This window comes from Caulobacter sp. CCNWLW153, from assembly GCF_036889365.1.
GTDB classification, from domain to species: domain Bacteria; phylum Pseudomonadota; class Alphaproteobacteria; order Caulobacterales; family Caulobacteraceae; genus Caulobacter; species Caulobacter radicis.
In genome coordinates this window covers 242,768-264,916 of sequence record NZ_JBAKFV010000006.1, presented here as the reverse complement: position 1 = coordinate 264,916, position 22,149 = coordinate 242,768, and the positions used below count along the sequence as shown (strand labels likewise).

The following is a 22,149-nucleotide window of genomic DNA, read 5'->3' as shown; positions in this document are numbered from 1 at the left end:
TTTAACAAAACGGACGCTCATTCTTTATATTGTCGTTGTCAATGGCGCTCGAACGGGCGATCAGGAGGAATTAGCGAACGTGCGCTCTTTTTGGACGGCCAATGCCCAAGCGTGATCCTGGACACATGAGCGCCCAGCGCGAACGGATCGTGCGGGCCGCGATCTTGTGCATCGCCGACAAGGGCGTGGAGCGCACCACCATCGCCGACATCTGGCGCAAGGCTGGCCTGTCGGCCGGCTCGCTGTATGTGCACTTCGCCAACAAGGACGACATCATCGCCGCGGCCTTGCGCTTTGGCGGCATGACCGAGACCAGCCTGCCCGACACCTGGGAGGCGTTCGTGGCCATGGCCTCCTCCCCCGACGGCCAGATGGGATTCGACCTGGAGACCATCGTGCGCAACCGCCTGCACCTGCACGCCGAAAGCGTCCATCCGGGCCATCTCCACGAGGCGTTCAAGCCGATCCTCGAGCAGTCGCTGGATCTGTTCGCCGAGCAGCTGCAGCGCCTCGCCGACAAGGGCGAGATCGGCCTGAAGATGAGCGCCCGTCAAACGGCGATGGCCATGAGCGCCCTGATTGACGGCATGCTGTGGATCGCTCTGGCGAGCGACCGGCCGCTGGAGGACCTGCGGCCCGAGATCGCCGCCGGCCTGCGTTGTTTTGTCGAGACCCGCGCGTCATCGTGATCGACACGCCTCGACTGACCTTGCGGCCGCACACCGTTGACGACCTGGCCCATGTCGTGGCGTTGGCGCGCGATCCGGCCGTCACCGCCTTCATCCGGGGGCTGCCGACCAGTGAGGAAGAGTGCTGGCATCGGCTGCTGCGCTATGCGGGCCATTGGAGCCAGCTTGGCTTTGGAATGTTCGCGGTCTTTGAACGTCAAACCGGCCGGTTCGTTGGCGAGGCGGGCCTGGCCGACTTCCATCGAGGCCTGGGCGCGGACTTCGACGGCGCGCCCGAAGCGGCCTGGATGCTGATGGGCTGGGCGCACGGCGCGGGCTTGGCGCTGGAAGCGGCCGCCGCGGCGCATGCCTGGCTGGAAGAACGCCGCCCTGGCGGGCGCACGGTGTGCATCATCGATCCGGCCAATCTGGGTTCGATCCGGCTTTCGCAAAAGCTCGGCTATGCGCCGTTTCGTCAGGGGGTCTATCGAGACGCCCCGGTGACCCTGTTCGAGCGCCGCCTCATGACTTGAACGTTCGCGCAGAGGCTCGAGGCGCAAGGACCGGTCTTGCCGCCGGTGGCGTCTTGGTCTTGCATGCGCGCTCGGGGGTCATGGGAGCGGCGATGACGGCGCACGCCGAGCAGATCCTCAGCCACGTGATGTACGTGCGCGACGACCTGGACGCGGGGCGGCTCAGCGCCGAGCAGGCAAAAGCCTATGCCCATCTGGGCCGGCAGGTCGACAAGATCACCCGCGCGGTCGAGGCCGCGCCCGACCAGGACACCGCCGACGCGCTGTGGGAAACCGGCGCGCGGATGATCGACGACTTCCTCACTACCCACTTTCCGCTTCCGCGAGCCTGCTAGGGCCGTCACAGGTCCTAGGCTTCATCGCGCATCAGCTGGAAGAGCTCGGCGCGCAGCCACGCATGACCGGGGTCAGCGCTGCTCTTGGGGTGCCAGGCCGCATGAAGGGCGAGGGGCTCGAGCGCGAGCGGCGGCGCGTGGAGACAAAGCGTCGTGGCGTGCAGGCGCAGGAACTTGGCGGGCAAGGTGCAGAGAAGATCCTGGCCCGTCAGGATCCCCGGCGCCAAGCCGTAGCTCTGCACCAGCCGGGTGACGCGTCGCTTGCGCCCAAGGACGGCCAGCGCCCGGTCGACGTGGCTTTCGAAGCCTTCGAGCCGCTCACCGACCACCAGGTGTTCAGCCGCGCAGAACGCGTCCAGATCCAAGCCTTGAGCTTCGTAAACGCGCGTGCCGCTGGCGGTCAGGAACGCGTCGCGCCACAGAGGACGCTGGATCAGCTCCGGCGCGAGGGCCTCTCGTCCGGCCAACAGAAGATCGACCGCGCCGCGTTCCAAACCCTGCGCGGCCGCCTGGGGCGCCACGAACGCCAGACGCACGCCAGGCGCGCGCATCGCCAGGCGGCGGGTCAGGGCCGGAGCGATCACCGCGGCGGGCATGTCCGGCAAGGCCAGGGTGAAGCTCCTGGACGCACTGCTCGGTTCGAAGGGCGCGGCCAGGCGCGGCAATCGTTCCAATCGATCGAGAACCTCTCCGAGCTCAGGCGCGACCCGTTCGGCCAGCGGCGTTGGCGCAAGGCCCCTCCCCCCTTGAATGGCGACAAACAGCGGATCGCCGAAGGCCTTACGCAAACGGCTCAGACGCGCGGACATGCTCGACTGGCTTAGGCCCAGACGCACCGCGGCGCGTGTGACGCTGGCTTCGTCGAGCAAGGCGCGAAAGGCGCGAAGCAAGGCGACATCGAGTTCGGGCTCTGAAGGGTCGTTCATGGTGGTTGGCCTGGCGCTATCGATGCCGTCGATAGGTGCCATCGTTGCGCGCGCCTTCCAAGGGCGGCTGTCGCAGGCCATCTGCAGGCCGTTCAAGGAGGCTTCGATGCGAACCAAGATTCTAACGCCCGCCGCTCTGGCCCTGGCCGTGAGCCTGTCGTGCGCCGCGCCCTACGCTCACGCCCAGGCGGCAAAGGCGAGCGCGCCCGCCGCGCCGTCCAGCGCGAGCTCAAGCGTTCAGCCGCGCCCCGTGACAGGCGGGATCTATCGCTTCAAGCTTGGCGCGGTTTGGGTCACGGCGCTCAGCGATGGGACCTTGCCCCTGCCGGCGGGACAACTGCTGCACGGCATCGATAAGACGGCGCTGACCCAGGCCCTGAGCGCGGCCGATCGCGGCGACCCGCTCGAGACCTCGATCAACGCCTTCCTGATCGAGCTGGAGGGGCGTCGGATCCTGGTCGACACCGGTGCGGGAGCGCTGTTTGGCCCCGCGGGCGGACGACTGCTCGATCGCTTGGCCGCCGTCGGGGTGCGGCCAGACCAGATCGACGACATCCTGATCACCCACATCCATACTGACCACTCCGGCGGCTTGGCGCGCGACGGACGGGCCATATTCCCCAACGCCACCGTTCACGCAGGCCGCTCCGACGGCGACCTTTTCCTTGATCGCACGATCACGGTCGCCGACGTGCCGGCTCGCCACTATGACGAAGCCGCCGCCATGCTGGGTCCTTACCGGCGGGCCGGTCGGCTGGACCTCTTCAGCGGCGAGAAGACCTTCGCGCCCGGCCTGGTCGCGCGTCCCACCCCGGGCCACACGCCAGGCCATATGGCCTACGAGCTGACCAGCCAGGGCCAGACCCTGGTGTTCATCGGCGACATGATCCACGCCGGCCCGGTGCAGTTCGCAAGGCCGGAGGTGACCATCACCTATGATGTCGACCAGGCCGCCGCCCGCGATCAGCGGCAGGCGCAACTGGCGCGTTACGCCGCTCAAGGCGTGTTGATCGCCGGCCCCCACCTGGAGTTTCCCGGTGTTGGCCGTCTTCGGGTCGAAGGCCGGGGCTATCACTATTACCCGGTGGCCTTCACCGACCGCGATTGAGCCTCAGGGCCCGGACGATCGCCCATCGTCCGGCGCCGCTCTAGTCGAGGGCCATGGCCAGGGAGAGGTCGCGCCAGACGTCGGCCTCGGCGCGCCGCGTGCTCAAGACATGATCGAGCAGACCCACCGCGTCGGCGCCCGCCAGGAAGCGCAGAGGCGGATTGTCGGCGGCGGCCAGGGTCAGCAGCGCCTTCGCCAGTTTTCGCGGATCCCCGCCCTGGGCGCCGTTCATGGCCTTGGCCACACGCCGGGCCTCGCCGGCCGTGGCCTCATAGGCGGCGATTTCCGCTTGGGCGAAGACCACGGAGTCGGACTTGAGGAAGTCGGTGCGGAAGTAGCCCGGCTCAACAATGGTCACCTTGACGCCGAGCGGCGCGACCTCGGCCGCCAGGCTCTCGCTGAGCCCCTCGACGGCGAACTTGCTGGCGCTGTAGCCGGAGGCCCCAGCAAAACCCGCCAGGCCGGCGGCCGAAGACATGTTGAAGATGTGGCCAGCCTTCTGGGCGCGCAGGGTCGGCAAGACCGCCTTGGTCACCGCCGCCAGGCCCAGGAGGTTGGTCGACATTTGGGCCGCCAGTTCCTTGGGGCTGTACTCTTCCAGCGCGCCGACCAGCCCGTAGCCGGCATTGTTGACCAGGACGTCGATGCGCCCGAAGCGGGCGATCGCCGCCTCGACCGCAGCTTCCGGCTGGCCCGCGACATTGACGTCAAGGCTGACGGCCAGCAGACGATCGCAGGCCCCTAGGGCCGCCTCGACAGCCTTGGCGCTTCGACCGGTGGCGACCACGCGCCCGCCATCGGCCAGGACGGCCTTGGCGATTTCAGCGCCGATCCCGCGGGTGGCGCCGGTGATGAACCAGACTTTCGACATTGTGCTTGCTCCAGCGGCCGCCCGTTGCGGCCTGACTTGACCCTCAGATAGCGCGGCTGGTTATGGGAGATTAGATGCGGTATCTGACATGCACTTGTGCATGGAGTGCATCAATGCGCCGCAGCGAATTGGACGATCTGGCCGCCTTCGCCTTGGTCGCCGCCGAGGGCAGCTTCACCCGCGCGGCCGCCAAGCTGGGCATGTCACCATCTGGATTGAGCCACGCGATGAGCGCCCTGGAGGCGCGCTTGGGCGTACGCCTTCTGGCGCGCACCACGCGCAGCGTGGCGACGACCCAAGCCGGCGAGGATTTGCTCAAGGGGTTGCGGCCGGCCCTGACGGAAATCGAGGCCAGCTTGGCGGCCTTGGGCCAAACGCGCGCCAAGCCGGCCGGCGCGGTGCGGCTGACCATGGTCAAGCATGCCGCCACATCGCTGATCGAGCCGATGCTGGCCGGGTTTCTGGCCGACTATCCCGATATCATCGTCGAGGTGGAGATCGACGATGGTTTCACCGACATCGTCGCCGGCCGTTTCGACGGCGGGATCCGGTTTGGCGAGAAGGTGGCCAAGGACATGATCGCCGTTCGGGTCGGTCCTGACGTGCGAGCGGCCGTCGTCGCCGCCCCCGGATACCTGGCCAGAGCCCCGGCCCTGGCGTGCCCCCGTGATCTGGCGGCCCATCGCTGCATCAATTACCGGCTGGCCACATCGGGCGGGCTCTATGGATGGGAGTTCAGCGACAAGGGCCGCAGGTTTGAGGTCCGGGTCGAGGGCCCGGCCGTGTTCAACGATGGCGACCTCATCCTGGGCGCGGCGCTGTCGGGCGTGGGCGTGGCCTATCTCTTCGAGGACCAGGTGCGCGAGCCCCTCGCCGACGGGCGGCTGGTGCGCTTGCTCGAGAAGTGGTGCCCGCCCTTCCCCGGCTACTTTCTCTACTATCCGAGCCGTCGGCAGACACCGCCGGCCATGACCGCCTTGATCCAGGCCCTGCGCGAGCGGGTCTGACCTTCGGCCGATGGCTCCCAAACCCACCGCCAACCGCCGGACAGGTTTAGGTGGCTTGCCATTCGCGAGGATCAGCGCCTGCGCAGGCCGTCGATGTGATGGCTGAAGGCCGCCCGCATGGTGGCCACCGGATCGGCCACGTATCCTTCCTCATAGAAGGTCCCATCGGTCCACATGCGGGCCAGACCATACATCTGGGTGCGCGCGGCGAAGGCGGCCATGACGGGATCGACGCCTGGGCGCATGTCGCAGGCGGCCGCCCGGAAGGCGCTTTCCCACATGTCCAGGAGTTCGACCGAGGTTTCGACGATGAAGGTCGAGGCCGAGCTGTCCAGGAAAAGCGGCGTCCACAGGATCTGCAGGTGCAAGGCGTTGTCATAGGCCCAGCCGAGATAGGCATGGCCCAGCGCCTGGATGTGATCGAGGGGCGGCGCCTGCCCCGCTGTCGCCCTAACCGGCGCATAGGCCTGCGCAAGCCTTGCGATGCCCTCCTCGGCGATCGCCAGCAGAAGGGCGTTGCGCGAGGCGAAGTGCCGAAACGGCGCGCTGGGCGCGACGCCGATCCGATGGGCGGCCTCCCGAAGGGAAACCTTTTCGACGCCCTTTTCGGCGACGATCTGCAGGGTGGCCGCCATCAGCTCCTGGCGGACATTGCCGTGATGATAGCGGCCCTTGGGCGAGCGCGAGGCGTCTGCGACCCGGATACGGGCGCGTTCCGCCTTTTTCGGCCCCTTGGCCTCCATCGCGCTCTTCCCCATGCCGCCGCGCCGCCCGGCCGTTCATCGGCCCTTGGTCGCAGGTCTAAGGCCAATCGCCAAGGCGTCAAACAGCGGCTTGGGTCAGGCGCGCGACTAAAGGTTCTGGGGCTTGAAGCGCTCGCGACGCGACACCGTTCGTCCGGCGACCATGAACAGGCCCTCGCCACGATAGTGCAGGGTCTCGACCGCGTCGGGCTCGCCGGCGACGTGCGCCTTGACGACCTCCCAGATGAACAGCCCACGCCGGTCGACCTGACTGTCGTCGATCAGACGGCACTCAAAATTAGCGTAGCACTCGGCGATGAGCGGCGCGCCGACCCGCTGGGCGGGGACGGGCGTCAGGCCAATGCTCTCGAACTTGTCGCTACGGCCGCCGGTGCTGTTGCCCACGGCGACCACCGCGTCGAGGAGGTCGACGGTCGGCAGATTGATGACGCACTCGCCGCTCTGGCGGATCAGGTCGTAGCTGTGATTGCCGGTCCAGATGTAGGTCCCCACCAGGGCCGGGGCGAAACCGAGCATCATGTGCCAGCCCAGGGTCATGATGTTGGTTTCGCCTTCGTAGGCTGACGAGATCAGGACGATGGGGCCGGTCTCCAGGAACCGTCGGGTCTGGTCGAGCGGGTAGTCGTGCTTGGCTTGGGTCATGGAAGGTCTGGTCTCCAGGGACGGTTTGGCGGGGCCCGATGGCCGGCCCGCCGCTTGGATGGCGCGCTGGGCTACTTGCCCCATTCCGGACCGCCATCGGTGCAGGTCTGGAAGGCGACGGCCGCAGCGACCTCCTGGGGCCGGCTCGCGCCATATCTCCTGGACGAGCCAGGCCTCGGGTTCATCGATCGACTGGCCGATCTCGTAGCGGAGATTGCCAGCTTCGCGACGCGTAGGATCGACCAAGGCCAGCAGGCCCTCGCCCAGAGCCTCGGCCTTGCCCGGCAGGGCCCTGAAGACGGCGACGACAGTCAGGTTGGGCATGGAAATTCCCTCTGACGAATGACGATGGAAGACGGGCCGTAAGGGCGTCCTGCCGTTGCCCCGCTGGGATCGGCAGGACGCCCATGCCGGCTACCAGCCCTGCTGGGTGGGCATGATGAACATGTCGGCGATATCGACGTGGTCAGGCGCCTTGAGGGCGAACAGCAGGGTCTCGGCGATGTCCTCGGGCTGCAGGAACACCATCGAGCCGGCCAGATCGTCCATCTGCTGACGATAGTCCTTGTCGGTGATGTGATCGTAGAGCTCGGTGGCCACCGCCCCCGGCTGCAGGCTGGTCACGCGGATATTGTGCTTGGGGGCGATCTCCATCCGCAGGCCTTCGGCGAAGGCCGAGACGGCGTGCTTGGTCGCGCAGTAGACCGAGAGACCCTTGAAGACCTTGCGGCCGGCGATCGAGGAGGTGAAGAAGATGTGGCCGTTCTTTTGGGCGATCATCGTCGGCAGCACCGCGGCCGTGACGTTCAGCACGCCCTGGATGTTGACGTCGATCATCCGGCGCCACTCGTCGGTCTTCAGACTGTCGATGTCCGACAGCGGCATCAGGCCCGAGTTATTGAGCAGGATGTCGAGCGAGCCGTAGGTCGCGACCAGGCTCTGGACCCCGGCCTCGACGGCGGCGGTGTCGGTCACGTCCATCTCGATGGCCGTGGCCTGGCCGCCGGCGGCGGTGATCTCGTCGACGATCTTGTTGAGCGTGTCGATGCGGCGGGCGGCCAGGCCGACCTTGACGCCAGCGGCGGCCAGCTTGCGGGCGACGCCTTCGCCGATGCCGCTCGAGGCGCCGGTGACCAGCGCGACCTTACCTTGAATGTCCATTTCGATGATCCTTCAAACAGGGCCGCGGCGGGGGAGGCCCGCGGCCAGGATTGCGCACGGCGCTTTGGCCGCGATGAAAGCCTAGAGAAGACGTGCAATCTCGTCTGTTATACGTGCGGCTATTATACCGACGTCTAGCATTCCAATTCTTGCAACGACTTGATCTTGACTTTTGGAACTTCCGGCGCGCTTGAGAATTATCGCGCCCCCGTAGAACTGTCGACGCCGGCGGCTGGTAGCTCGGCCGGCCGACGGCCGTTCGGGTCAGCTGTCGATATCTTGCGGCGGCATGGGCGGTCTCCAGGGTGGGCAGCGATCCGAAGCTAGCCGCCCTAAGGGGGCCAACCCGTTCGCTGATGACCCCTGAACCGTATTCAACTCGGCGACGCCCTGCTCTCGGGGGCTTGCGGAAGCTGTCGTGATCTTGCGCCAAACTTGCCGCTAAGCGCGATAGTCGCTCGGCGTCACCCCGACTTCCCTTCGAAAAATCTGGGCGAAATGGCTTGGGCTCGCGTAGCCGACCTCCAGCCCGATCTCGATGATGCTGGCTTGGGTCTCGCGCAGCAGCCGGCGCGCGCGCGCCATGCGCAGCCGAATGAAGTAGCGAGAGGGCGACAGGCCGGTGGCGGCCTTGAACAGTCGACTGAAATGAAAGGGGCTCATGGCCGCCGCCTGCGCCAGGGTCGACAGGCTGAAGGGCTCGGCCAACCGCTCTTCCATCGCCTCGATCACTCGCCGAAGACGGTAAGCCGGCAGGGCGCTGGGACGGCGGGCAGGCTGAGCTCGATCGGCATAGTTACGGCGAAGGTGCACCGCCAAGGCTTGGGCCAGGCCCTGGACAAGGAGCGCGCTGGGCCGCCCCTCTTGGGCCAGCTCCAGGCGCAGGGGCTCCAACAGATGGGACAGAACCGCGTCGCGCTCACCGGAGACTTCGCGAAGCGCCAAACTCGCGCCAGGCCCGTCCACGTCCTCGGCCGCGCGCCGGAGGATCTCCAGGCCCAGATAGAGGTGCATGACCTCGAACGGCTCGGAGGGGTGGGTGGAGCGCCAGCGAAGCTCATAGGGTGTGGTCGAGGTCGTGAGAAAGAAATCGCCGACGCGGACCGTATTGGCCGCCCAGGATCCGCCCAGCTCGCGCTCCTCGACGACCGCCGCGCCCGACAGCACCCAGACGATGAGGGGTTCGGCGACGGCCGGAACCACCACGCCGGTCTCCACCGGATCACGGGAGTAGAGTTGAACGACGAGATCCTTCCAGGCCGGACCACGACCGCGCGCCAGGGCCCGGCCCGCCAGGCGCTGGTCGAGCGCCTCGGCCGAACTGCGCGGCGCGGCGGCGTCCAGGTCTAGCGTCATGATTGCCTCGTTTCCGGCTGGTGGTGCGATCCTCGACGCCCTTCGTCGGCTTTTCGAAGCGCACGGCGCTGCCATGACTTGGGGCGCCGCTAAAGGACGACAAGATGTCGGCCCTCACGCGCCCAGCGCTCAGGCCGCCGAGCGCGCGCTGGCGCGCCCGATCGGCGCGGCCAGCCGGCCGGTGACGTCGGCCAGTTGGTCCATGGCCTGCTCCAGCATGCTGGCGACCAGATCGTCGTCGCGTCCAACGAAGGTGCGAGCCGCTCCGAGGCGGTCCCAGATCCTGTCGAGCGCTTCGACCTCGCCGCCCAGGAGAACCCGCGCGTCCACGGTCATGTGGTGTCTCCTCATCCGACGTCATCGGGACGAGGAGGCCACGGCGCGCGCCGAAGATCTATTGGACAGGGGTATAACGGCCAAGCTCGATCCGGGCCCAAGGCGGCGTCCGAAGCCCCCTGCCCCGTCCCATCACGCAGACGTCCGTCGCGGAAGAAATGATCATTTCCGACGCCCAGACGCCAACGCCGAGCGCAGCGGAACAGCGACGCGAGCCCCGAAGTGAATAGGTGTTCACTTCGCGGGCCCGACGCCCTAAGTCATCGGCGGCAATCTGATTCCGGACGCCCGCCGTGGCCGGCGGAGGCCGGCAAGCCGCAAACACGACGAGACCCTTATGCGCCATTCGCGAGCTCGGCCTTGCCTGAACGATCCGATGGGTTCGGCCATCCCATGACCGCCCCCCTGGTCTATATCGTCGATGACGACGAAGCCGTGCGCGGCGGGCTGAGCGCGCTTCTGGAATCGGCCGATCTTGAGGTCCGCGCCTTCGGCGATGCGGCTGGCTTCATGTCGGCCTGGACGCCCGGGCGACCGTCCTGCCTGCTGCTGGACGTACGGATGCCCGAGTTGAACGGCCTGGACCTCCAGCAGCGCCTGGTCGCCCAGGGCGTGGATCTGCCGATCATCTTCATGAGCGGCCACGGGACCATTCCCATCACCGTTCAGGCGATCAAGGCCGGGGCGCAGGAGTTCCTCACCAAGCCCATCGACGAGACCCTGCTGCTGAACGCGGTGGACGCCGCGCTCGGACAGGCGCGCCAGAGCCTGGCCCAAGCGTTGGAACTCCAGGGCCTAAGGGCGCGACTGGAGACCCTCACGCCGCGAGAACGCGAAGTCCTGAGACTGACGATCAGCGGCAAAATGATCAAGCAGATGGCCGGCGCCCTGGGCACCTCGGAGATCACCGCCAAGGTCCACAAGCGCCGGGTCATGGACAAGATGGGCGCGCGCACCTTGGTCGACCTCGTCCACATCGCCGAAAAGCTCGGCGTGCCGCCGACCTCGCCGGCCCCGTGAGCCCGCCTCGGCACGTCGCATGAACTCCCGTTCTCTCCATTGGCCGCGCTGGGCTGTCAGCTGGTCGGCCGCCGCCTCCCCGCCCAACGTCGCCATCGGGCCGATGACGACGACCCCAAGCTTTTCTGATCAGACCTTGCGCCAGGTGGTTCGGCTGTCAGCCGGCGGCCAAGCCTTTCGAGTGCGCCTGAGCAATCTCTATGGCCGCGCCCCGCTGCGGATCGGCTCGGCGCGAACAGCGGTGGTCTGCCCGGACGGCCGCGAACGTCCCGGCAGCGCCCAGCCCCTGACCTTCGCTGGGGCGCGCGCCCTTCAGGTTCCGCCGGGAGCGACCATGGTCAGCGATCCGATCGAGCGGCCGCTGGCGGCCTTGAGCCGCCTGGCCATCGTGCTGCATGTGGACAGCGCCCCTGGCCCCGCCACGGCCCACCCGGTCGGCCTTTTCCCGACTGAAATCTCTCCGCGCGGCGCTTTCGTTGATCGCCCCTTCGTGGTGGCCGACACCACCCCGATGCGATGCTTCCTGGCCAGCGTCGAGGTGCTAGGTGCGGCGCGCACCCTGGCGGTGATCGGCGACTCCCTGTCCGACGGGGTCGGCTCCAGCCCCGGCCTGGACCGTCGCTGGCCCGACGTCCTGGCCGAGCGGCTGGCAAGCCGCGCCGGCGCGCCCTGGGCGGTCGCCAACCAGGGCATCGGGGGCAATCGCCTGCTCAATGATGGGGTTGGAGCCGGCGTCAACGCCTTGGCGCGGCTGGACCGTGACGTCCTGGCGCTGCCGGGCGTGGCCGCCCTCATCGTCTTCCAGGGCGTCAACGACCTCGGCTTCGCCTATGGCGGGATGACCGGCGATTTCGCCGCGGCCATGTCGCCGCCCGGCGCCATCATGGCTGACCCGGCGCTTGTCGTCGCAGCCTATCGCCAGATCGTCGATCGGGCCCGGGGCGCGGGGTTGGCCGTCTATGGCGCGACGCTCTTGCCGTTCAAGGGCTCGATGTTCTGGTCGGCGCGCGCCGAGGAGGCCCGCCAGGCCATCAACGCGTTCATCCGCCACGGCGGCCTGTTCGACGCTGTGCTCGACTTCGACGCGGCTCTGCGTGACCCGGCCGACCCGCAGTCCTTGCTCGCCCGGTTCCATTGCGGCGACTTCCTGCACGGCAGCGACGAAGGCTACCGCGTCCTGGGCGAGTCGGTGGACCTGGCGCTGTTTGCGGCTTGAGCTGGGGCAAGCCGGCCAGCGGGCGTTGTCCGAAGGTATATTATCGCCATGTACAATTTCGCCGCCCCCGGGTCGGCGACAGATTTGAGGCTCAGGCCGGGCCCGGTGGCTCGGCGAGTTGGAGCCTTCAGATGACCTCCCAAGACAACGCCATCCAGGACAACGCCGCCCTCATTCGCGGGCTCTACGACGCGGTCAACGCCAAGGACCTGGAGACCATCGCCGCCTTCGGCTGCGACCGCAGCGAGTGGCTGGACGTGCCCTTCGCTTTCACCTCGACGGGCCCCGAGGCCATCATCGGCCCCTGGAAAAGCTGGTTCGAGATCTTCCCGGACGCCACCTGCGAGGTCCAGAGCCTGGTGGCCCTGGGCGACCACGTCGTGGCCCAGGGGATCGGACGGGGCACCCATCGCGGGGTGTTCAACTCGCCCGCCGGCGTGCTGGCCCCGACGGGTGTGGCGATGCAGGTGAACTTCTGCGACGTCTATCGGCTGGAAGGCGGCAAGATCATCCGGGCCGACTCCTACTTCGACTTCTACGGCCTGCTGGCCCAGTTGGCCCCGCATCGCCTGGCCGCCTGAGGCCCCAGCGACCCTTCCAACAATTCCATTGGACATATGGCGCGCGCCACGCTGCGGCGCGCGCCCGGAGAGCCCCCATGCCCGCCTATCTGATCGGCGACCTCGACATCTTCGACCTGCCCGCCATCGAGGACTACCGCACCAAGGCCTTGCCTTTGGTGGAAAAGTACGGGGGCCGCGCCCTGGCCCTGGACGCCGCGCCCCTGACGCTCGAAGGCGCCTGGACCTCGACCAACATCGTGCTTTTGGAGTTCCCGGACCGCGCGGCGATCGAGGCGTTGTTCGCCTCGCCCGAGTACGCCCCTCTGGCCCGCCAACGCCAAGCCGCCTCCCGCTCGAGCATGATGGCGGTCGACGGCCTCTAGGGCGACGGCGGGCCGCAATTCTATCGCCCCAGCTAACAAGCCCTGGCGCCTCAACCCCGATTATCCGGCTCCAGCACCAGGGCTAGAACCCTCTTCACCCGGCCGGGCCATCCCGGCGGGCGACAGGAGACAGCGATATGGCCCGAAAGGTCTGGTTCATCACCGGGGTGTCGCGAGGGCTCGGACTGGCTCTGGCCCAGACCGCCCTGGCGGCTGGCCATATGGTCATCGGCACGACCCGCGACGGCGTCGCGCCGGAGGGCCTTTCAGGGCCGCGCCTGAACATCCTGGCCCTCGAGGCCACGGACCTGGAAGGCGTGGCCTTGGTCGTCAACCAGGCCCACGCCCTGCACGGGCGCCTGGACGTGGTGGTCAACAACGCCGGCTATGGCCTGATCGGTCCGATCGAGGCGGCCAGCGCCCAGGAGATCGAGCGGCAGTTCACCGTCAACGTCTTCGCGCCCCTGGCGGTGCTGCGCGCGGCCCTGCCGCACATGCGCGCGCGCGGGCGCGGCCACATCCTGAACATCTCGTCGGTGGCGGCGATCGCCCCGGCGCCGGGCGCGGGCCTCTATGCGGCGTCAAAGTCGGCGCTATGGGCCTTGACCCAGAGTCTGGCCCAGGAGGCCGCGCCGTTCGGGATCTGGACCACGACCGTTTCGCCCGGACCGTTTCGCACCGACTTCCTGTCGGACCACTCGATGCGGCGCACGGCCGCGACGATCCCCGCCTACGAGGCCAGCGCCAGCGGCCAGGCCACACAGGCCCTGATGGCCCGGGCCGGGGTCCAGGCCGGTGACCCGGCCAAGGCGGCGCGGGCGATCCTCGAGATCGTCGAGGCCGACGAGCCGCCGGTGGACCTGTTGCTGGGCGCGGCGGCCCTGACCCGGGCGCGGGCGCGCCTGGACCGCTTCGACGAGGACGCCGCGCGCTGGGAGGTCCTCACCCGCGCCGCCGACTTCACCGATTGACCCTCGCCAGACTGGAGACCTCCATGGCCCACACCAACCTTGCCTTCATCCGCGCCCTGCCAGGGCAGAGCCAGGCCCTTGGCCAGGCCCTGCAGGCCCTGGTGGCCCCCTCGCTCGCCGAGGACGGCTGCATCACCTACATCATCCATCAGTCCAAGGACGATCCGCAGCTGTGGATGGCCTACGAGACTTGGGAGTCGGCCGAGATCCTCTCCGCCCACTTCCAGCAGCCGCACATGCAGGCCTTCGTCGCCCGCCTCCCCGAGCTTGTCGAGGGCGAGCTGGACCTGCGCGCCTTCACCCCCTTCTAAGCGGCCTGACCGCCCCAGACGCCAGAGACCTTCCATGAGCATTTCCGAGAGCCTGCAAGGCAAAGTCATCCTGATCACCGGGGCCAGCAGCGGCATCGGCGAAGCCGCCGCCCGTCTGCTGGCCGCCGAGGGCGCCATCGTCGTGCTGGGCGCACGCCGCGTCGATCGCCTCGAACGTCTCGTCGCCGAAATCACCAGCGCCGGCGGCGTGGCGCGGGCGCGCGCCCTGGACGTAACCTCCCGGAGCGACACCGCCGCGTTCGTCGAGGCCGCCCGGGCCGAGTTCGGCCGCGTGGACGTCCTGGTCAACAACGCCGGGGTCATGCCGCTCTCGCCGATGGCCTCGCTGAAGGTCGACGAATGGGACGCCATGATCGACGTCAATATTCGCGGCGTGCTGCACGGCGTGGCCGCGGTCCTGCCGATCATGACCGCCCAGGAAGAGGGCCAGATCATCAACATCGCCTCGATCGGAGCGCACGCGGTCTCGCCGACCGCGGCGGTCTACTGCGCCACGAAGTTCGCGGTCTGGGCCATTTCCGAGGGCCTGCGCCAGGAGAACGACAAGCTGCGAGTGACGGTGATCAGCCCCGGCGTGGTGGAGTCCGAACTGGCCGAGAGCATCAGCGACGCCAAGGGGCGCGAGGAGATGAAGGCGTTCCGGGCGATCTCGATCAAACCCGACGCCATCGCCCGCGCCATCCGCTTCGCCGTCCAGCAGCCCCGGGACGTCGACACCAGCGAAATCATCATCCGCCCGACCGCGAGCCCGTTCTAGCCATGGCCGGCGCGCGCCTCTCCCACGGCTGGCGCGCGCCGCTGGCCGCCGTAGTCTCGCTAGGCGCGGCGGCGTCCGCGCTCAGCGCCCCGCCCCATCTCCAAACGCCCAAGGTTTCGATCATGACCAAGACCTCCGCCCCCGGCTCGCCCACCGCGCCTCATCCCTATGTCGGCATGTGGGTGACGGCCGATGGCCGCATTCGGCACAACCTCCTGCCCAACGGCCGCTACGACGAGGCGCGCGGCGCCAAGGAAAGCGCCTATCAGGGCCGCTATGTCGTCACTGGCGACCATATAGACTATGTCGACGACACCGGATTCACCGCCGATGGCGACTTTATCGACGGCGTCCTGCACCACGCCGGCATGATCCTCTATCGGCGGACCTGAAGGCTTGCCCCGGCCCCTTGCGTCATTGGTCGGCGAAGGCGCGCAAGGCGTCGATGAAAGCCCGCAGGGCCGGGGCCATCTGGCGCTGGCGCGGATAACAGATCGCGTAGCCTGGATAGGGATGAGTCCAGGCCTCCAAGAGCGGCGTAAGCCGCCCCTCCGAGACGGGGCCGGCCAGTTCCAGGCTGGTAAAGAAACCGATGCCCAGGCCGTCGATCGCCGCGCGCAGCATGGCCGAGCGCTCATTGACGATCAGCGGACCATCGACGGCGACCTCGAACCAGGCGCCGTCCTTGTAGAACTCCCAATTATAGGGCGTGGCGCGCCCCGACCAACGCCAGCGCAGGCAATGATGCTGGTGAAGATCGGCCGGCGCTTCGGGCGCGCCGTGGGCGGCCAGATAGGCCGGAGAGGCCGCGGCCAGTTGCCGATGGTCGGGGCCGATGCGCACGGCGATCAGGTCCTTTTCGATGACCTCGCCGGGGCGGATTGCCGCGTCGTATCCACCAGCCACCATGTCGACCACCGCATCGTCGATCGTCAGGTCCAGCACAATGTCGGGATAGGCCGCATGGAAGCTGGCCAGCATCGGCTCGACGAAGACCGCCGAAGCCAGGCGACTGCTGTGCAGGCGCACCGTGCCCGCCGCGGCGCTGCGGAAGCGGCCGACCGCCCCGACCGCCGCGGCGATCTCGCCCATGGCCGGCGCCAGGCGGGCCAGCAGCGCCCCGCCCGCCGGAGTCGGCGCGACGCTGCGGGTCGTGCGGTTGAGCAATCGCACGCCCAGACGCTCTTCCAGCAGGCGTATGGTCTGGCTGAGCGCCGAGGGCGAAATGCCCAGTTGCTCGGCCGCCCGGCTGAAGCTGGCCAGCTGCGCCACGGCGACGAAGGCGCGAAGCTGGGCGTACTCTTGGCCTTGAATATGGGGATCCATGGTGCGCGACCCTGTCGCAGGCGCGCGGCCAGCGCAATGATTATGCGCCGGAACCTCATCAATGCCGCCGCCATCGCCTCGATCCTGTTGGCTTTGCGACAGGATCGCCCGCCGCCGTTCAGCGCCAGACCGACCTCATCCACCCCCGCGACAGGAGGCCGCCGTGCCGGTTTTTGAATGGATCCTCGTGCTGCTGCTTGGCGCGGTGGCGCTTTCGGCCCTGGCGCGAAAACTGGGCGTGCCCTACCCCGCCCTGCTGGCCGTCGGCGGCGCGATGGTGGCCCTGACGCCAGGGTCGCCGCGACTGTCGCTGGATCCGGAGCTGATCCTGGCGCTGTTCGTGGCCCCGGTGCTGCTGGACGCGGCCTATGACGCCTCCTGGCGCGACTTGAAGGACAACTGGCGGCCGGTGACCTCGCTGGTGCTGGCCGCGGTCGGCCTGACCACCCTGGGCGTGGCGCTGGTGGTCCACGCCCTGGTTCCCGCCATGCCTTGGGCGGCGGCCATCGTGCTGGGCGCCATCGTCGCGCCGCCCGATGCGGTGGCCGCGCTGGCGGTGTTGCGCGCCATCCACCCGCCCCATCGCATCCTCAAGGTGCTCGAGGGCGAAAGCCTGCTCAACGACGCCTCGGCCCTGCTGATCTACAAGGTCGCCGTCGCCGCCAGCGTCGGCGGCTTCAGCCTGACCCACGCCGCCCCGACCTTCGCGGGCGTGGCCGTCGGCAGCGTCATCGCCGGACTTGGCCTTGCCCGCCTGTCTCATCCGGTGCTGGCCATGATCCAGGATCCGCCCAGCTCGGTGATCGTGCAATTCGTCACCACCTTCGGGGTGTGGATCGCCGCCGAGCACCTGGGGCTTTCGGGGGTCATCACCATCGTCTGCTATGGCCTGGCCAGCGCCTGGAGGCCCGGTGAGCCGATGTCGCCAAGACTTCGGATTCCCTCCTTCGCCGTCTGGGAGACCGCGACCCTGGTCCTGAACGTCTTGGCCTTCACGCTGATCGGCCTGCAGCTGGGCCCCATCCTTGAAACCCTGACGCCGGCCAGGCGGCTGGACTATCTGGGCGTGGCCCTGGCGGTCCTGGCCACGGTGATCGGCGTGCGCATCGCCTGGGTGATGAGCTACAACAGCGCCATCCGCCTGAAGAACCGCCTGTTCGGCGCCCGCCTGGCGCGACGGGGCATGGCCATCCCGACCGCGCGCGGCGGCCTGCTGGTGTCCTGGTGCGGCATGCGCGGCATCGTCTCCCTGGCCGCGGCCCTGGGCCTGCCACAGGACTTTCCGTTCCGCGACCTGATCCTGCTGACGGCCTTCACCGTGGTCCTGGGAACCCTGGTGATCCAGGGCCTGACCCTCAAGCCCTTGCTGTCGGCCTTGAAGCTGGACCCGGAAGACCCGGTGCCGGGCGAGTTGAAGCTGGCCCAAGAGCGGGCGCTGGAGGCGGCTTTGGCGGCGATCCAAGGCGAGACCGAGCCCTGGGCGGACGGCCTTCGCCGGGAATATGCCGCGGCCCTGGCGCGCACCCGGGCCGGCGCGGCGCCGGGCGACTCGATGGAGAATCTCCTGCGGCAGCGCATGGTCGCCGCCTCGCGCGCGGCGATCGCCCAGTTGCGACGGCAGGGCCAGATCGGCGACGACGCGTTCCGTCAGCTCGAGGAAGAATACGACTGGTTGGAACTGAGCGCCCGCTAGACGAGACCCGCCAGCGAAACTGAAGGCCAGGCTCGCCTGTGGATTATACTCCCGATCAATAGAGGCGCGGGGAACGCAGGGTTAGATATCCGTCTGGTTGCAAGGCGCGGAGAAGCCAAGTCATGGCTCTGATCATCATCGTGGACGACGATCCCCACGTTCGCGACGGACTGGAAAATCTCCTGGCCTCGGCCGGTCTGGCGAGCATCAGCTTCAGCGGCGGCGACGCCCTGCTGGCTGACGGGGCCTGGCATGACGCCGACTGCTTTTTGCTGGACGTGCGGATGAACGGCATGAGCGGGCTGCAATTGCAGCAACGGCTTCTGGAACGGGGCGTGTCGATCCCGATCATCTTCCTGACCGCCCACTCGGATGGCGACACCAAGGCGCGCGCCCTGGCCAACGGCGCCCTGGCGTTCTTCGCCAAGCCCTTCGACGAGGACGAACTGCTGGCGGCGATCGACACGGCCGTGGCGCGCGCCCGCGCGCGGCCGGACTAGGCCGTGGCGCGCGGAAAGGATCACAGAGTGACGGGGCGGAGGACGGGCGCATTGGATCAGGGAACGGTCATCATCGTCGACGACGACGCGGCCATCCGCACGGCCCTGGGCGACCTGCTGGAGTCGGCTGATTACGCCGTGACGACCTTCGACAGCGCCCGCGCCTTCCTGGACGGGCCGGTCACGCCAGGGGCCGCCTGCCTGCTGCTCGACGTGCGACTGCCCGAACTCAGCGGCCTGGACCTGCAGGGGCTGCTGCGCGCCGAGGGACGCGAATTGCCCATCATCTTCATGACCGGTCACGCCACCGTGCCGATGACCGTGCAGGCGATGAAGGCCGGGGCCCAGGAATTCCTGACGAAGCCGGTTGAGGAGACCGCGCTGCTGGCGGCTGTCGCCGACGCGATCGAGCAGCACCGCCGACGCCTGGCTTCCGAGGAAGGTCTGGCCGATCTTCGGGCCCGTCGGGAACAATTGACGCCGCGGGAAGCCGAGGTGATGGATTTTGTGATCGGCGGACTGATGAACAAGCAACTGGCCGGCGCGATCGGCACCACCGAGATCACCGCCAAGGTCCACAAGCGCCGGGTGATGGAAAAGATGGGCGCGCGGTCCCTGCTGGATCTGGTGCGGATGGCCGAGCGCCTGGGGCTGAGCGCCACGCCCCTTCGGCCAGGACGCCCGCCAGGCTCATGACGCGTCGGCCAGGCCAGACGGCGGGGCGCCGCGCAGCCTGACGCGAAACACCGCCCCGCGTGGCTGAGCCGAAGCCGCCTCCAACGTCCCCTCATGGCGCTCGACGATCGAGCGGCAGATCGCCAAACCAAGGCCCATGCCGGCGGACTTGGTGCTGAAGAAGGGCTCGAAGGCCCGGGTCGCCGCGCCGCCCTGCAAGCCTGGGCCTGTGTCGGCCACGGTCAGCTCGACGTCTCCCGTCGCTGCCGCGCGCGTGGTCACCTGAAGGATCTTGGGCTCCTGGCCGTTCTCGGCCATGGCCTCCACCGCGTTCGACATCAGGTTCATCAGCACCTGCTTGATCTGGCCGGCCTCCCCCAAGGCCGGTCGGTCTCCAGCCTGCAGGTCCAGCCGCAGCTGCACGCCCTGACGCTCAAGGTTCGGCCTCACTAGGGCGGCGATGTCGCGCACGATCTGATCGCCGCTGAGGGGCAGGAGGCGCGGCGGCGCCCGGCGCGCCAGAGCATGTAGCCCCTGGATGATCTCCCCGGCCCGGCGGGCCTCGCGCCGGACATTGTCCAGGCTCAGGATCGCGCGCTCGTCATTTGGCGCGTCGCGGTTGAGCCATCGCAACGCCGCCCCCGCGTTGGCGGCGATCGAGGTCAAGGGTTGGTTGACTTCGTGGGCGATGGCGGCGGCCAGCTCGCCCATGGTCGTGACCCGCAAGCCCTTGGCCAGGGCCGCTTGGGTCAGGCCTATGGCGTCCTCGGCGGCGCGAAGCTCGCTGACATCCACCACCGAGCCGATCCAGTCGCCCGAGGCGAACGGCCGGGCGCGCGCCAGGGCGTGGCGGACCTGCCCGGTCGGCATGACCAGGCGATACTCGACCCGTATCTCGCGGGCGGCCTCGACGCCTTGATCGACCGTCGCCTGGAAGTCGATCAGGTCATCGGGGTGCATGCGGGCGATGCACATGGCGTAGCCGGGGACGTCGACCTGGGGGTCGTAGCCGTGCAGTTCGAAATTGGTCTTGGTCCAAACCTGGCCGCCGTCGGCCGGGCTCCAGCGAAAGCTTCCGGACCGGCCCACCGCCTCGGCCAGGTCGAGCAGGGTCTGGGCCTCGTCCAGCCGGCGCTGCTCGGCCTCCAGCGACGCGGTCTGCCAGACCGTCGCCCGCTCCAGGGCCAGCCGCGCCTCGGCCGCGGCCCACGCCTGGGCCTTGAGCTGGACGCGCAGGACAGCGGCCGCGGTCGCCGTTTCGCCCGGCCGCAGGGCGATCGACAGCCGGCCAAAGGAACGTCCCAACGCGGCCAGATCGATTTCCAGCGCCGGACCGGGCGGCCAAGCCGCGCCCTCAGGGCAGGACCAGGCCACCAAGCCCGGCGGGACCTGGAGGCTGGATTGGCCGGCCGGGGCGTCATCGACGGGCGCGAACGGCGTGAACCGGAGCGCGGCGACCTCCGGCGCGTCGAGCGCTGATCGCGCCCAGCCGGGCGGCCCCGCCTCGCCGCCGGGCGATGGCGTCTGCGACGCCGGGGCGCCGGGCGCCCCCAAGGTCCCGACGGCGGTCACCTCGTCCCCGCCCCGGCCGGCAGGCCGATCTCGAAGTAACCCGCCCGCCCGGCCTGTTCGCCGACCCGCAGCACGCCCTCGTGCGCCTCCACGATCGCGCGGCAGACCATCAGCGCCAGTCCCTTTTCCGAAGGTCGGGCCTCAAGCAGATTGCGCGGGGTCGCGGGGCGGGACGGATCCAGCGCCAAACCGGCGGCGCCGATCCACATGCCGACCTGGCCATCGGGCAGGCCTCCGGTCTGGATCTCGATGGCCGCGCGCGCCGGGAGCGGATTGGGCAAGCCTTCCAGGCAGGCCATCACCAGGGTCATGACGACCTGCTGCAGTTGCACGCGATCGGCCATCACCGCCTGGCGCCCCTCCAGGCCGACGATCAGTTCGACCCCATGACTGCTCAGCTCGGCCCGCAACAGCGCGGCGACCTCCAGGACCGCCGCGTCCAGGTCCAGGGGGCGGCGCTCGGGCTCGGACTTGCGGGCCAGGGCGCGCAGGCTGGCGATGACCGTTTGGGCGTGCTGGACGCTGGCGATCGTGGCTTCGATGCTGGACTTTGCCCGCCCGCGCTCAGGCTGTGGGGCCTGAAGCCAGCGCGCGCCCGCGCCCGCATGGGCGACGATGGCGGTGAGCGGCTGGTTCAGTTCGTGGGTGATGGAGGCGGCAAGCTCGCCCAAGGTCGCCAGCCTGGAGGCCGCGGCCAGTTCGGCGTGGGCGCGCCGGGCCTGGGCCTGGGCCCGGCGGCGGTCGGTGATATCGCTGGCGGTGGCGACACAAAGGCCCGCATGCACCCTCCGCCCCAGGGCCCGGACCGTGCGCACCGCGCCATCGGGCAGCCGATAGCGATATTCCAGATCAAACTGCCCCGCCGTCGCCAGATCCTCCACATGGGCCTGGAAGCCGTCGCGATCCTCCGGATGGACGCGCTCCAGGTGGGCCGCCTGCGAGGGCGCCGTGGTCTCCGGGTCGTGGCCCAGGAGATTGTAAAGCTCGGGAGACCAGGCGCAGACGCCGGGATCCATTGGATTCCAGGTCCAGCTGCCCGTGCGGCTGACGCTTTGCGACTGCACCCGAAACGCTTCGGTCTCCGCCAGCCGCGCCTCGAGCGCCCTGCGTTCATCCCCGATCCGCGCGTGCTCGGCCTCCAGGACCAAGGCGCTCAGCAGGGACTCGCCGGCTTCAACCAGGTCGTCGATCAAGCTCGCCGCCTCGGCGGTCGGCGCCGAAGGGGCCTCAAGACCAAGGGCGATCGCCAAGCTCCCGCCCCGACGCCGAGGCGGCCGCCAATCAAGGTTGGGCAGAGCCCCCGGGGGTGGGGTGAACCCATCGCCGAACCCAGGGTGTGGATGGCCCCGTCGCCACGTGGTGTGGTCATTGTCGGCCAGCAGGCTGGCGGCGGCGTCATCCAGGCCGCGGGTGACGAGCACCTGGCGCGCGCCC

General features: G+C 68.8%; 26 protein-coding genes. 16 read left to right on the top strand and 10 right to left on the bottom strand.

Annotated elements, in window-relative coordinates; translation table 11 throughout:
* Positions 1-101 precede the first annotated feature (101 nt).
* The 3 genes from V6S85_RS12150 to V6S85_RS12140 all read left to right on the top strand — a co-directional run bounded on the left by V6S85_RS12150 (position 102) and on the right by V6S85_RS12140 (position 1,536).
* Positions 102-689 carry a TetR/AcrR family transcriptional regulator gene (locus V6S85_RS12150; protein WP_116566260.1) on the top strand — a complete coding sequence of 196 codons (588 nt, stop codon included), beginning with the start codon at positions 102-104 and terminating at the stop codon, positions 687-689.
* Positions 686-1,201 (top strand): GNAT family N-acetyltransferase, encoded by a 516-nt coding sequence (locus V6S85_RS12145; protein WP_207780718.1) that lies wholly within the window; start codon positions 686-688, stop codon positions 1,199-1,201. The genes V6S85_RS12150 and V6S85_RS12145 overlap by 4 nt, the downstream gene beginning before the upstream one ends.
* A gap of 92 nt (positions 1,202-1,293) precedes the next feature.
* Complete coding sequence (locus V6S85_RS12140; RefSeq protein WP_133244739.1) at positions 1,294-1,536, top strand: hypothetical protein; 243 nt, start codon at positions 1,294-1,296, stop codon at positions 1,534-1,536.
* A 14-nt stretch (positions 1,537-1,550) separates the two neighbouring features.
* On the opposite strand, the gene V6S85_RS12135 is transcribed toward V6S85_RS12140, so the two are convergent.
* Positions 1,551-2,579 carry a LysR family transcriptional regulator gene (locus V6S85_RS12135; protein WP_165828766.1) on the bottom strand — a complete coding sequence of 343 codons (1,029 nt, stop codon included), beginning with the start codon at positions 2,577-2,579 and terminating at the stop codon, positions 1,551-1,553.
* Here V6S85_RS12135 and V6S85_RS12130 point away from each other — a divergent pair.
* Positions 2,569-3,570: an MBL fold metallo-hydrolase gene (locus tag V6S85_RS12130; RefSeq protein ID WP_165828765.1), complete on the top strand. Its 1,002-nt coding sequence runs from the start codon at positions 2,569-2,571 to the stop codon at positions 3,568-3,570. The genes V6S85_RS12135 and V6S85_RS12130 overlap by 11 nt on opposite strands.
* 40 nt (positions 3,571-3,610) lie before the next feature.
* Here the strand turns inward: V6S85_RS12130 and V6S85_RS12125 are convergent, their stop codons facing one another.
* Positions 3,611-4,441 carry an SDR family NAD(P)-dependent oxidoreductase gene (locus tag V6S85_RS12125; RefSeq protein ID WP_116566253.1) on the bottom strand — a complete coding sequence of 277 codons (831 nt, stop codon included), beginning with the start codon at positions 4,439-4,441 and terminating at the stop codon, positions 3,611-3,613.
* Between the two features lie 113 nt (positions 4,442-4,554).
* Here V6S85_RS12125 and V6S85_RS12120 point away from each other — a divergent pair, with 113 nt between their 5' ends.
* Positions 4,555-5,448 (top strand): LysR family transcriptional regulator, encoded by an 894-nt coding sequence (locus tag V6S85_RS12120; protein WP_116566251.1) that lies wholly within the window; start codon positions 4,555-4,557, stop codon positions 5,446-5,448.
* Between the two features lie 71 nt (positions 5,449-5,519).
* Here V6S85_RS12120 and V6S85_RS12115 read toward each other — a convergent pair whose 3' ends face one another.
* The 5 genes from V6S85_RS12115 to V6S85_RS12095 all read right to left on the bottom strand — a co-directional run bounded on the left by V6S85_RS12115 (position 5,520) and on the right by V6S85_RS12095 (position 9,707).
* The gene (locus V6S85_RS12115; protein WP_116566249.1) at positions 5,520-6,206 is read right to left on the bottom strand and encodes a TetR/AcrR family transcriptional regulator; all 687 of its coding nucleotides are present in this window, start codon (positions 6,204-6,206) and stop codon (positions 5,520-5,522) included.
* 93 nt (positions 6,207-6,299) lie between these two features.
* Positions 6,300-7,178 (bottom strand): flavin reductase, encoded by an 879-nt coding sequence (locus tag V6S85_RS12110; protein ID WP_334349026.1) that lies wholly within the window; start codon positions 7,176-7,178, stop codon positions 6,300-6,302.
* 90 nt (positions 7,179-7,268) lie between these two features.
* Positions 7,269-8,015 carry an SDR family oxidoreductase gene (locus tag V6S85_RS12105; RefSeq protein WP_116566245.1) on the bottom strand — a complete coding sequence of 249 codons (747 nt, stop codon included), beginning with the start codon at positions 8,013-8,015 and terminating at the stop codon, positions 7,269-7,271.
* Between the two features lie 441 nt (positions 8,016-8,456).
* Positions 8,457-9,371: a helix-turn-helix domain-containing protein gene (locus V6S85_RS12100; RefSeq protein WP_116566243.1), complete on the bottom strand. Its 915-nt coding sequence runs from the start codon at positions 9,369-9,371 to the stop codon at positions 8,457-8,459.
* Positions 9,372-9,500: 129 nt separating this feature from the next.
* The gene (locus V6S85_RS12095) at positions 9,501-9,707 is read right to left on the bottom strand and encodes a hypothetical protein (protein ID WP_334349025.1); all 207 of its coding nucleotides are present in this window, start codon (positions 9,705-9,707) and stop codon (positions 9,501-9,503) included.
* 393 nt (positions 9,708-10,100) lie between these two features.
* Between V6S85_RS12095 and V6S85_RS12090 the strand changes: the two genes are divergently transcribed.
* From V6S85_RS12090 to V6S85_RS12055, 8 genes are all read left to right on the top strand, one after another.
* The gene (locus V6S85_RS12090; RefSeq protein WP_116566240.1) at positions 10,101-10,727 is read left to right on the top strand and encodes a response regulator transcription factor; all 627 of its coding nucleotides are present in this window, start codon (positions 10,101-10,103) and stop codon (positions 10,725-10,727) included.
* Between the two features lie 19 nt (positions 10,728-10,746).
* Positions 10,747-11,943 carry an SGNH/GDSL hydrolase family protein gene (locus V6S85_RS12085; RefSeq protein WP_116566238.1) on the top strand — a complete coding sequence of 399 codons (1,197 nt, stop codon included), beginning with the start codon at positions 10,747-10,749 and terminating at the stop codon, positions 11,941-11,943.
* A 131-nt stretch (positions 11,944-12,074) separates the two neighbouring features.
* A complete protein-coding gene (locus tag V6S85_RS12080) occupies positions 12,075-12,524 on the top strand; it encodes an ester cyclase (protein WP_116566236.1) in 450 nt (149 codons plus the stop codon).
* A 77-nt stretch (positions 12,525-12,601) separates the two neighbouring features.
* Positions 12,602-12,889: a DUF1330 domain-containing protein gene (locus V6S85_RS12075; RefSeq protein ID WP_116566234.1), complete on the top strand. Its 288-nt coding sequence runs from the start codon at positions 12,602-12,604 to the stop codon at positions 12,887-12,889.
* Positions 12,890-13,026: 137 nt separating this feature from the next.
* Entirely contained in the window at positions 13,027-13,860 is an 834-nt protein-coding gene (locus V6S85_RS12070; protein ID WP_116566232.1) for an SDR family NAD(P)-dependent oxidoreductase, read from the top strand.
* 23 nt (positions 13,861-13,883) lie between these two features.
* Positions 13,884-14,171, top strand: coding sequence for a putative quinol monooxygenase (locus V6S85_RS12065; protein WP_116566230.1), 288 nt, complete (start codon positions 13,884-13,886; stop codon positions 14,169-14,171).
* Positions 14,172-14,205: 34 nt separating this feature from the next.
* On the top strand, positions 14,206-14,949 hold the full coding sequence (locus V6S85_RS12060; protein WP_116566228.1) for an SDR family oxidoreductase: 744 nt from the start codon (positions 14,206-14,208) through the stop codon (positions 14,947-14,949).
* Positions 14,950-15,071: 122 nt separating this feature from the next.
* Complete coding sequence (locus V6S85_RS12055; protein ID WP_116566314.1) at positions 15,072-15,341, top strand: Atu4866 domain-containing protein; 270 nt, start codon at positions 15,072-15,074, stop codon at positions 15,339-15,341.
* Between the two features lie 22 nt (positions 15,342-15,363).
* On the opposite strand, the gene V6S85_RS12050 is transcribed toward V6S85_RS12055, so the two are convergent.
* Positions 15,364-16,275 carry a LysR family transcriptional regulator gene (locus V6S85_RS12050; RefSeq protein ID WP_116566226.1) on the bottom strand — a complete coding sequence of 304 codons (912 nt, stop codon included), beginning with the start codon at positions 16,273-16,275 and terminating at the stop codon, positions 15,364-15,366.
* Between the two features lie 163 nt (positions 16,276-16,438).
* Between V6S85_RS12050 and V6S85_RS12045 the strand changes: the two genes are divergently transcribed.
* The 3 genes from V6S85_RS12045 (at position 16,439) to V6S85_RS12035 (ending at position 19,164) form a co-directional block, all read left to right on the top strand.
* Positions 16,439-17,968 carry a cation:proton antiporter gene (locus V6S85_RS12045; RefSeq protein ID WP_116566224.1) on the top strand — a complete coding sequence of 510 codons (1,530 nt, stop codon included), beginning with the start codon at positions 16,439-16,441 and terminating at the stop codon, positions 17,966-17,968.
* 122 nt (positions 17,969-18,090) lie between these two features.
* Positions 18,091-18,468, top strand: coding sequence for a response regulator transcription factor (locus V6S85_RS12040; protein ID WP_116566222.1), 378 nt, complete (start codon positions 18,091-18,093; stop codon positions 18,466-18,468).
* 51 nt (positions 18,469-18,519) lie between these two features.
* Complete coding sequence (locus tag V6S85_RS12035; protein WP_116569781.1) at positions 18,520-19,164, top strand: response regulator transcription factor; 645 nt, start codon at positions 18,520-18,522, stop codon at positions 19,162-19,164.
* Here the strand turns inward: V6S85_RS12035 and V6S85_RS12030 are convergent.
* The gene (locus V6S85_RS12030) at positions 19,159-20,715 is read right to left on the bottom strand and encodes a sensor histidine kinase (protein WP_116569780.1); all 1,557 of its coding nucleotides are present in this window, start codon (positions 20,713-20,715) and stop codon (positions 19,159-19,161) included. The genes V6S85_RS12035 and V6S85_RS12030 overlap by 6 nt on opposite strands.
* Positions 20,712-21,965 carry a PAS domain-containing protein gene (locus tag V6S85_RS12025; RefSeq protein ID WP_133244830.1) on the bottom strand — a complete coding sequence of 418 codons (1,254 nt, stop codon included), beginning with the start codon at positions 21,963-21,965 and terminating at the stop codon, positions 20,712-20,714. The genes V6S85_RS12030 and V6S85_RS12025 overlap by 4 nt, the downstream gene beginning before the upstream one ends.
* Positions 21,966-22,149 lie beyond the last annotated feature (184 nt).

What these genes read in the sequence shown, in the direction of transcription:
- V6S85_RS12150 (WP_116566260.1), top strand. Translation starts at nt 102, where the DNA reads ATGCCCAAGCGTGATCCTGGACACATGAGCGCCCAGCGCGAACGGATC.
- V6S85_RS12140 (WP_133244739.1), top strand. Translation starts at nt 1,294, where the DNA reads ATGACGGCGCACGCCGAGCAGATCCTCAGCCACGTGATGTACGTGCGC.
- V6S85_RS12130 (WP_165828765.1), top strand. Translation starts at nt 2,569, where the DNA reads ATGCGAACCAAGATTCTAACGCCCGCCGCTCTGGCCCTGGCCGTGAGC.
- V6S85_RS12125 (WP_116566253.1), bottom strand. Translation starts at nt 4,441, where the DNA reads ATGTCGAAAGTCTGGTTCATCACCGGCGCCACCCGCGGGATCGGCGCT.
- V6S85_RS12120 (WP_116566251.1), top strand. Translation starts at nt 4,555, where the DNA reads ATGCGCCGCAGCGAATTGGACGATCTGGCCGCCTTCGCCTTGGTCGCC.
- V6S85_RS12115 (WP_116566249.1), bottom strand. Translation starts at nt 6,206, where the DNA reads ATGGGGAAGAGCGCGATGGAGGCCAAGGGGCCGAAAAAGGCGGAACGC.
- V6S85_RS12110 (WP_334349026.1), bottom strand. Translation starts at nt 7,178, where the DNA reads ATGCCCAACCTGACTGTCGTCGCCGTCTTCAGGGCCCTGCCGGGCAAG.
- V6S85_RS12105 (WP_116566245.1), bottom strand. Translation starts at nt 8,015, where the DNA reads ATGGACATTCAAGGTAAGGTCGCGCTGGTCACCGGCGCCTCGAGCGGC.
- V6S85_RS12100 (WP_116566243.1), bottom strand. Translation starts at nt 9,371, where the DNA reads ATGACGCTAGACCTGGACGCCGCCGCGCCGCGCAGTTCGGCCGAGGCG.
- V6S85_RS12095 (WP_334349025.1), bottom strand. Translation starts at nt 9,707, where the DNA reads ATGACCGTGGACGCGCGGGTTCTCCTGGGCGGCGAGGTCGAAGCGCTC.
- V6S85_RS12090 (WP_116566240.1), top strand. Translation starts at nt 10,101, where the DNA reads ATGACCGCCCCCCTGGTCTATATCGTCGATGACGACGAAGCCGTGCGC.
- V6S85_RS12085 (WP_116566238.1), top strand. Translation starts at nt 10,747, where the DNA reads ATGAACTCCCGTTCTCTCCATTGGCCGCGCTGGGCTGTCAGCTGGTCG.
- V6S85_RS12080 (WP_116566236.1), top strand. Translation starts at nt 12,075, where the DNA reads ATGACCTCCCAAGACAACGCCATCCAGGACAACGCCGCCCTCATTCGC.
- V6S85_RS12075 (WP_116566234.1), top strand. Translation starts at nt 12,602, where the DNA reads ATGCCCGCCTATCTGATCGGCGACCTCGACATCTTCGACCTGCCCGCC.
- V6S85_RS12070 (WP_116566232.1), top strand. Translation starts at nt 13,027, where the DNA reads ATGGCCCGAAAGGTCTGGTTCATCACCGGGGTGTCGCGAGGGCTCGGA.
- V6S85_RS12065 (WP_116566230.1), top strand. Translation starts at nt 13,884, where the DNA reads ATGGCCCACACCAACCTTGCCTTCATCCGCGCCCTGCCAGGGCAGAGC.
- V6S85_RS12060 (WP_116566228.1), top strand. Translation starts at nt 14,206, where the DNA reads ATGAGCATTTCCGAGAGCCTGCAAGGCAAAGTCATCCTGATCACCGGG.
- V6S85_RS12055 (WP_116566314.1), top strand. Translation starts at nt 15,072, where the DNA reads ATGACCAAGACCTCCGCCCCCGGCTCGCCCACCGCGCCTCATCCCTAT.
- V6S85_RS12050 (WP_116566226.1), bottom strand. Translation starts at nt 16,275, where the DNA reads ATGGATCCCCATATTCAAGGCCAAGAGTACGCCCAGCTTCGCGCCTTC.
- V6S85_RS12040 (WP_116566222.1), top strand. Translation starts at nt 18,091, where the DNA reads ATGGCTCTGATCATCATCGTGGACGACGATCCCCACGTTCGCGACGGA.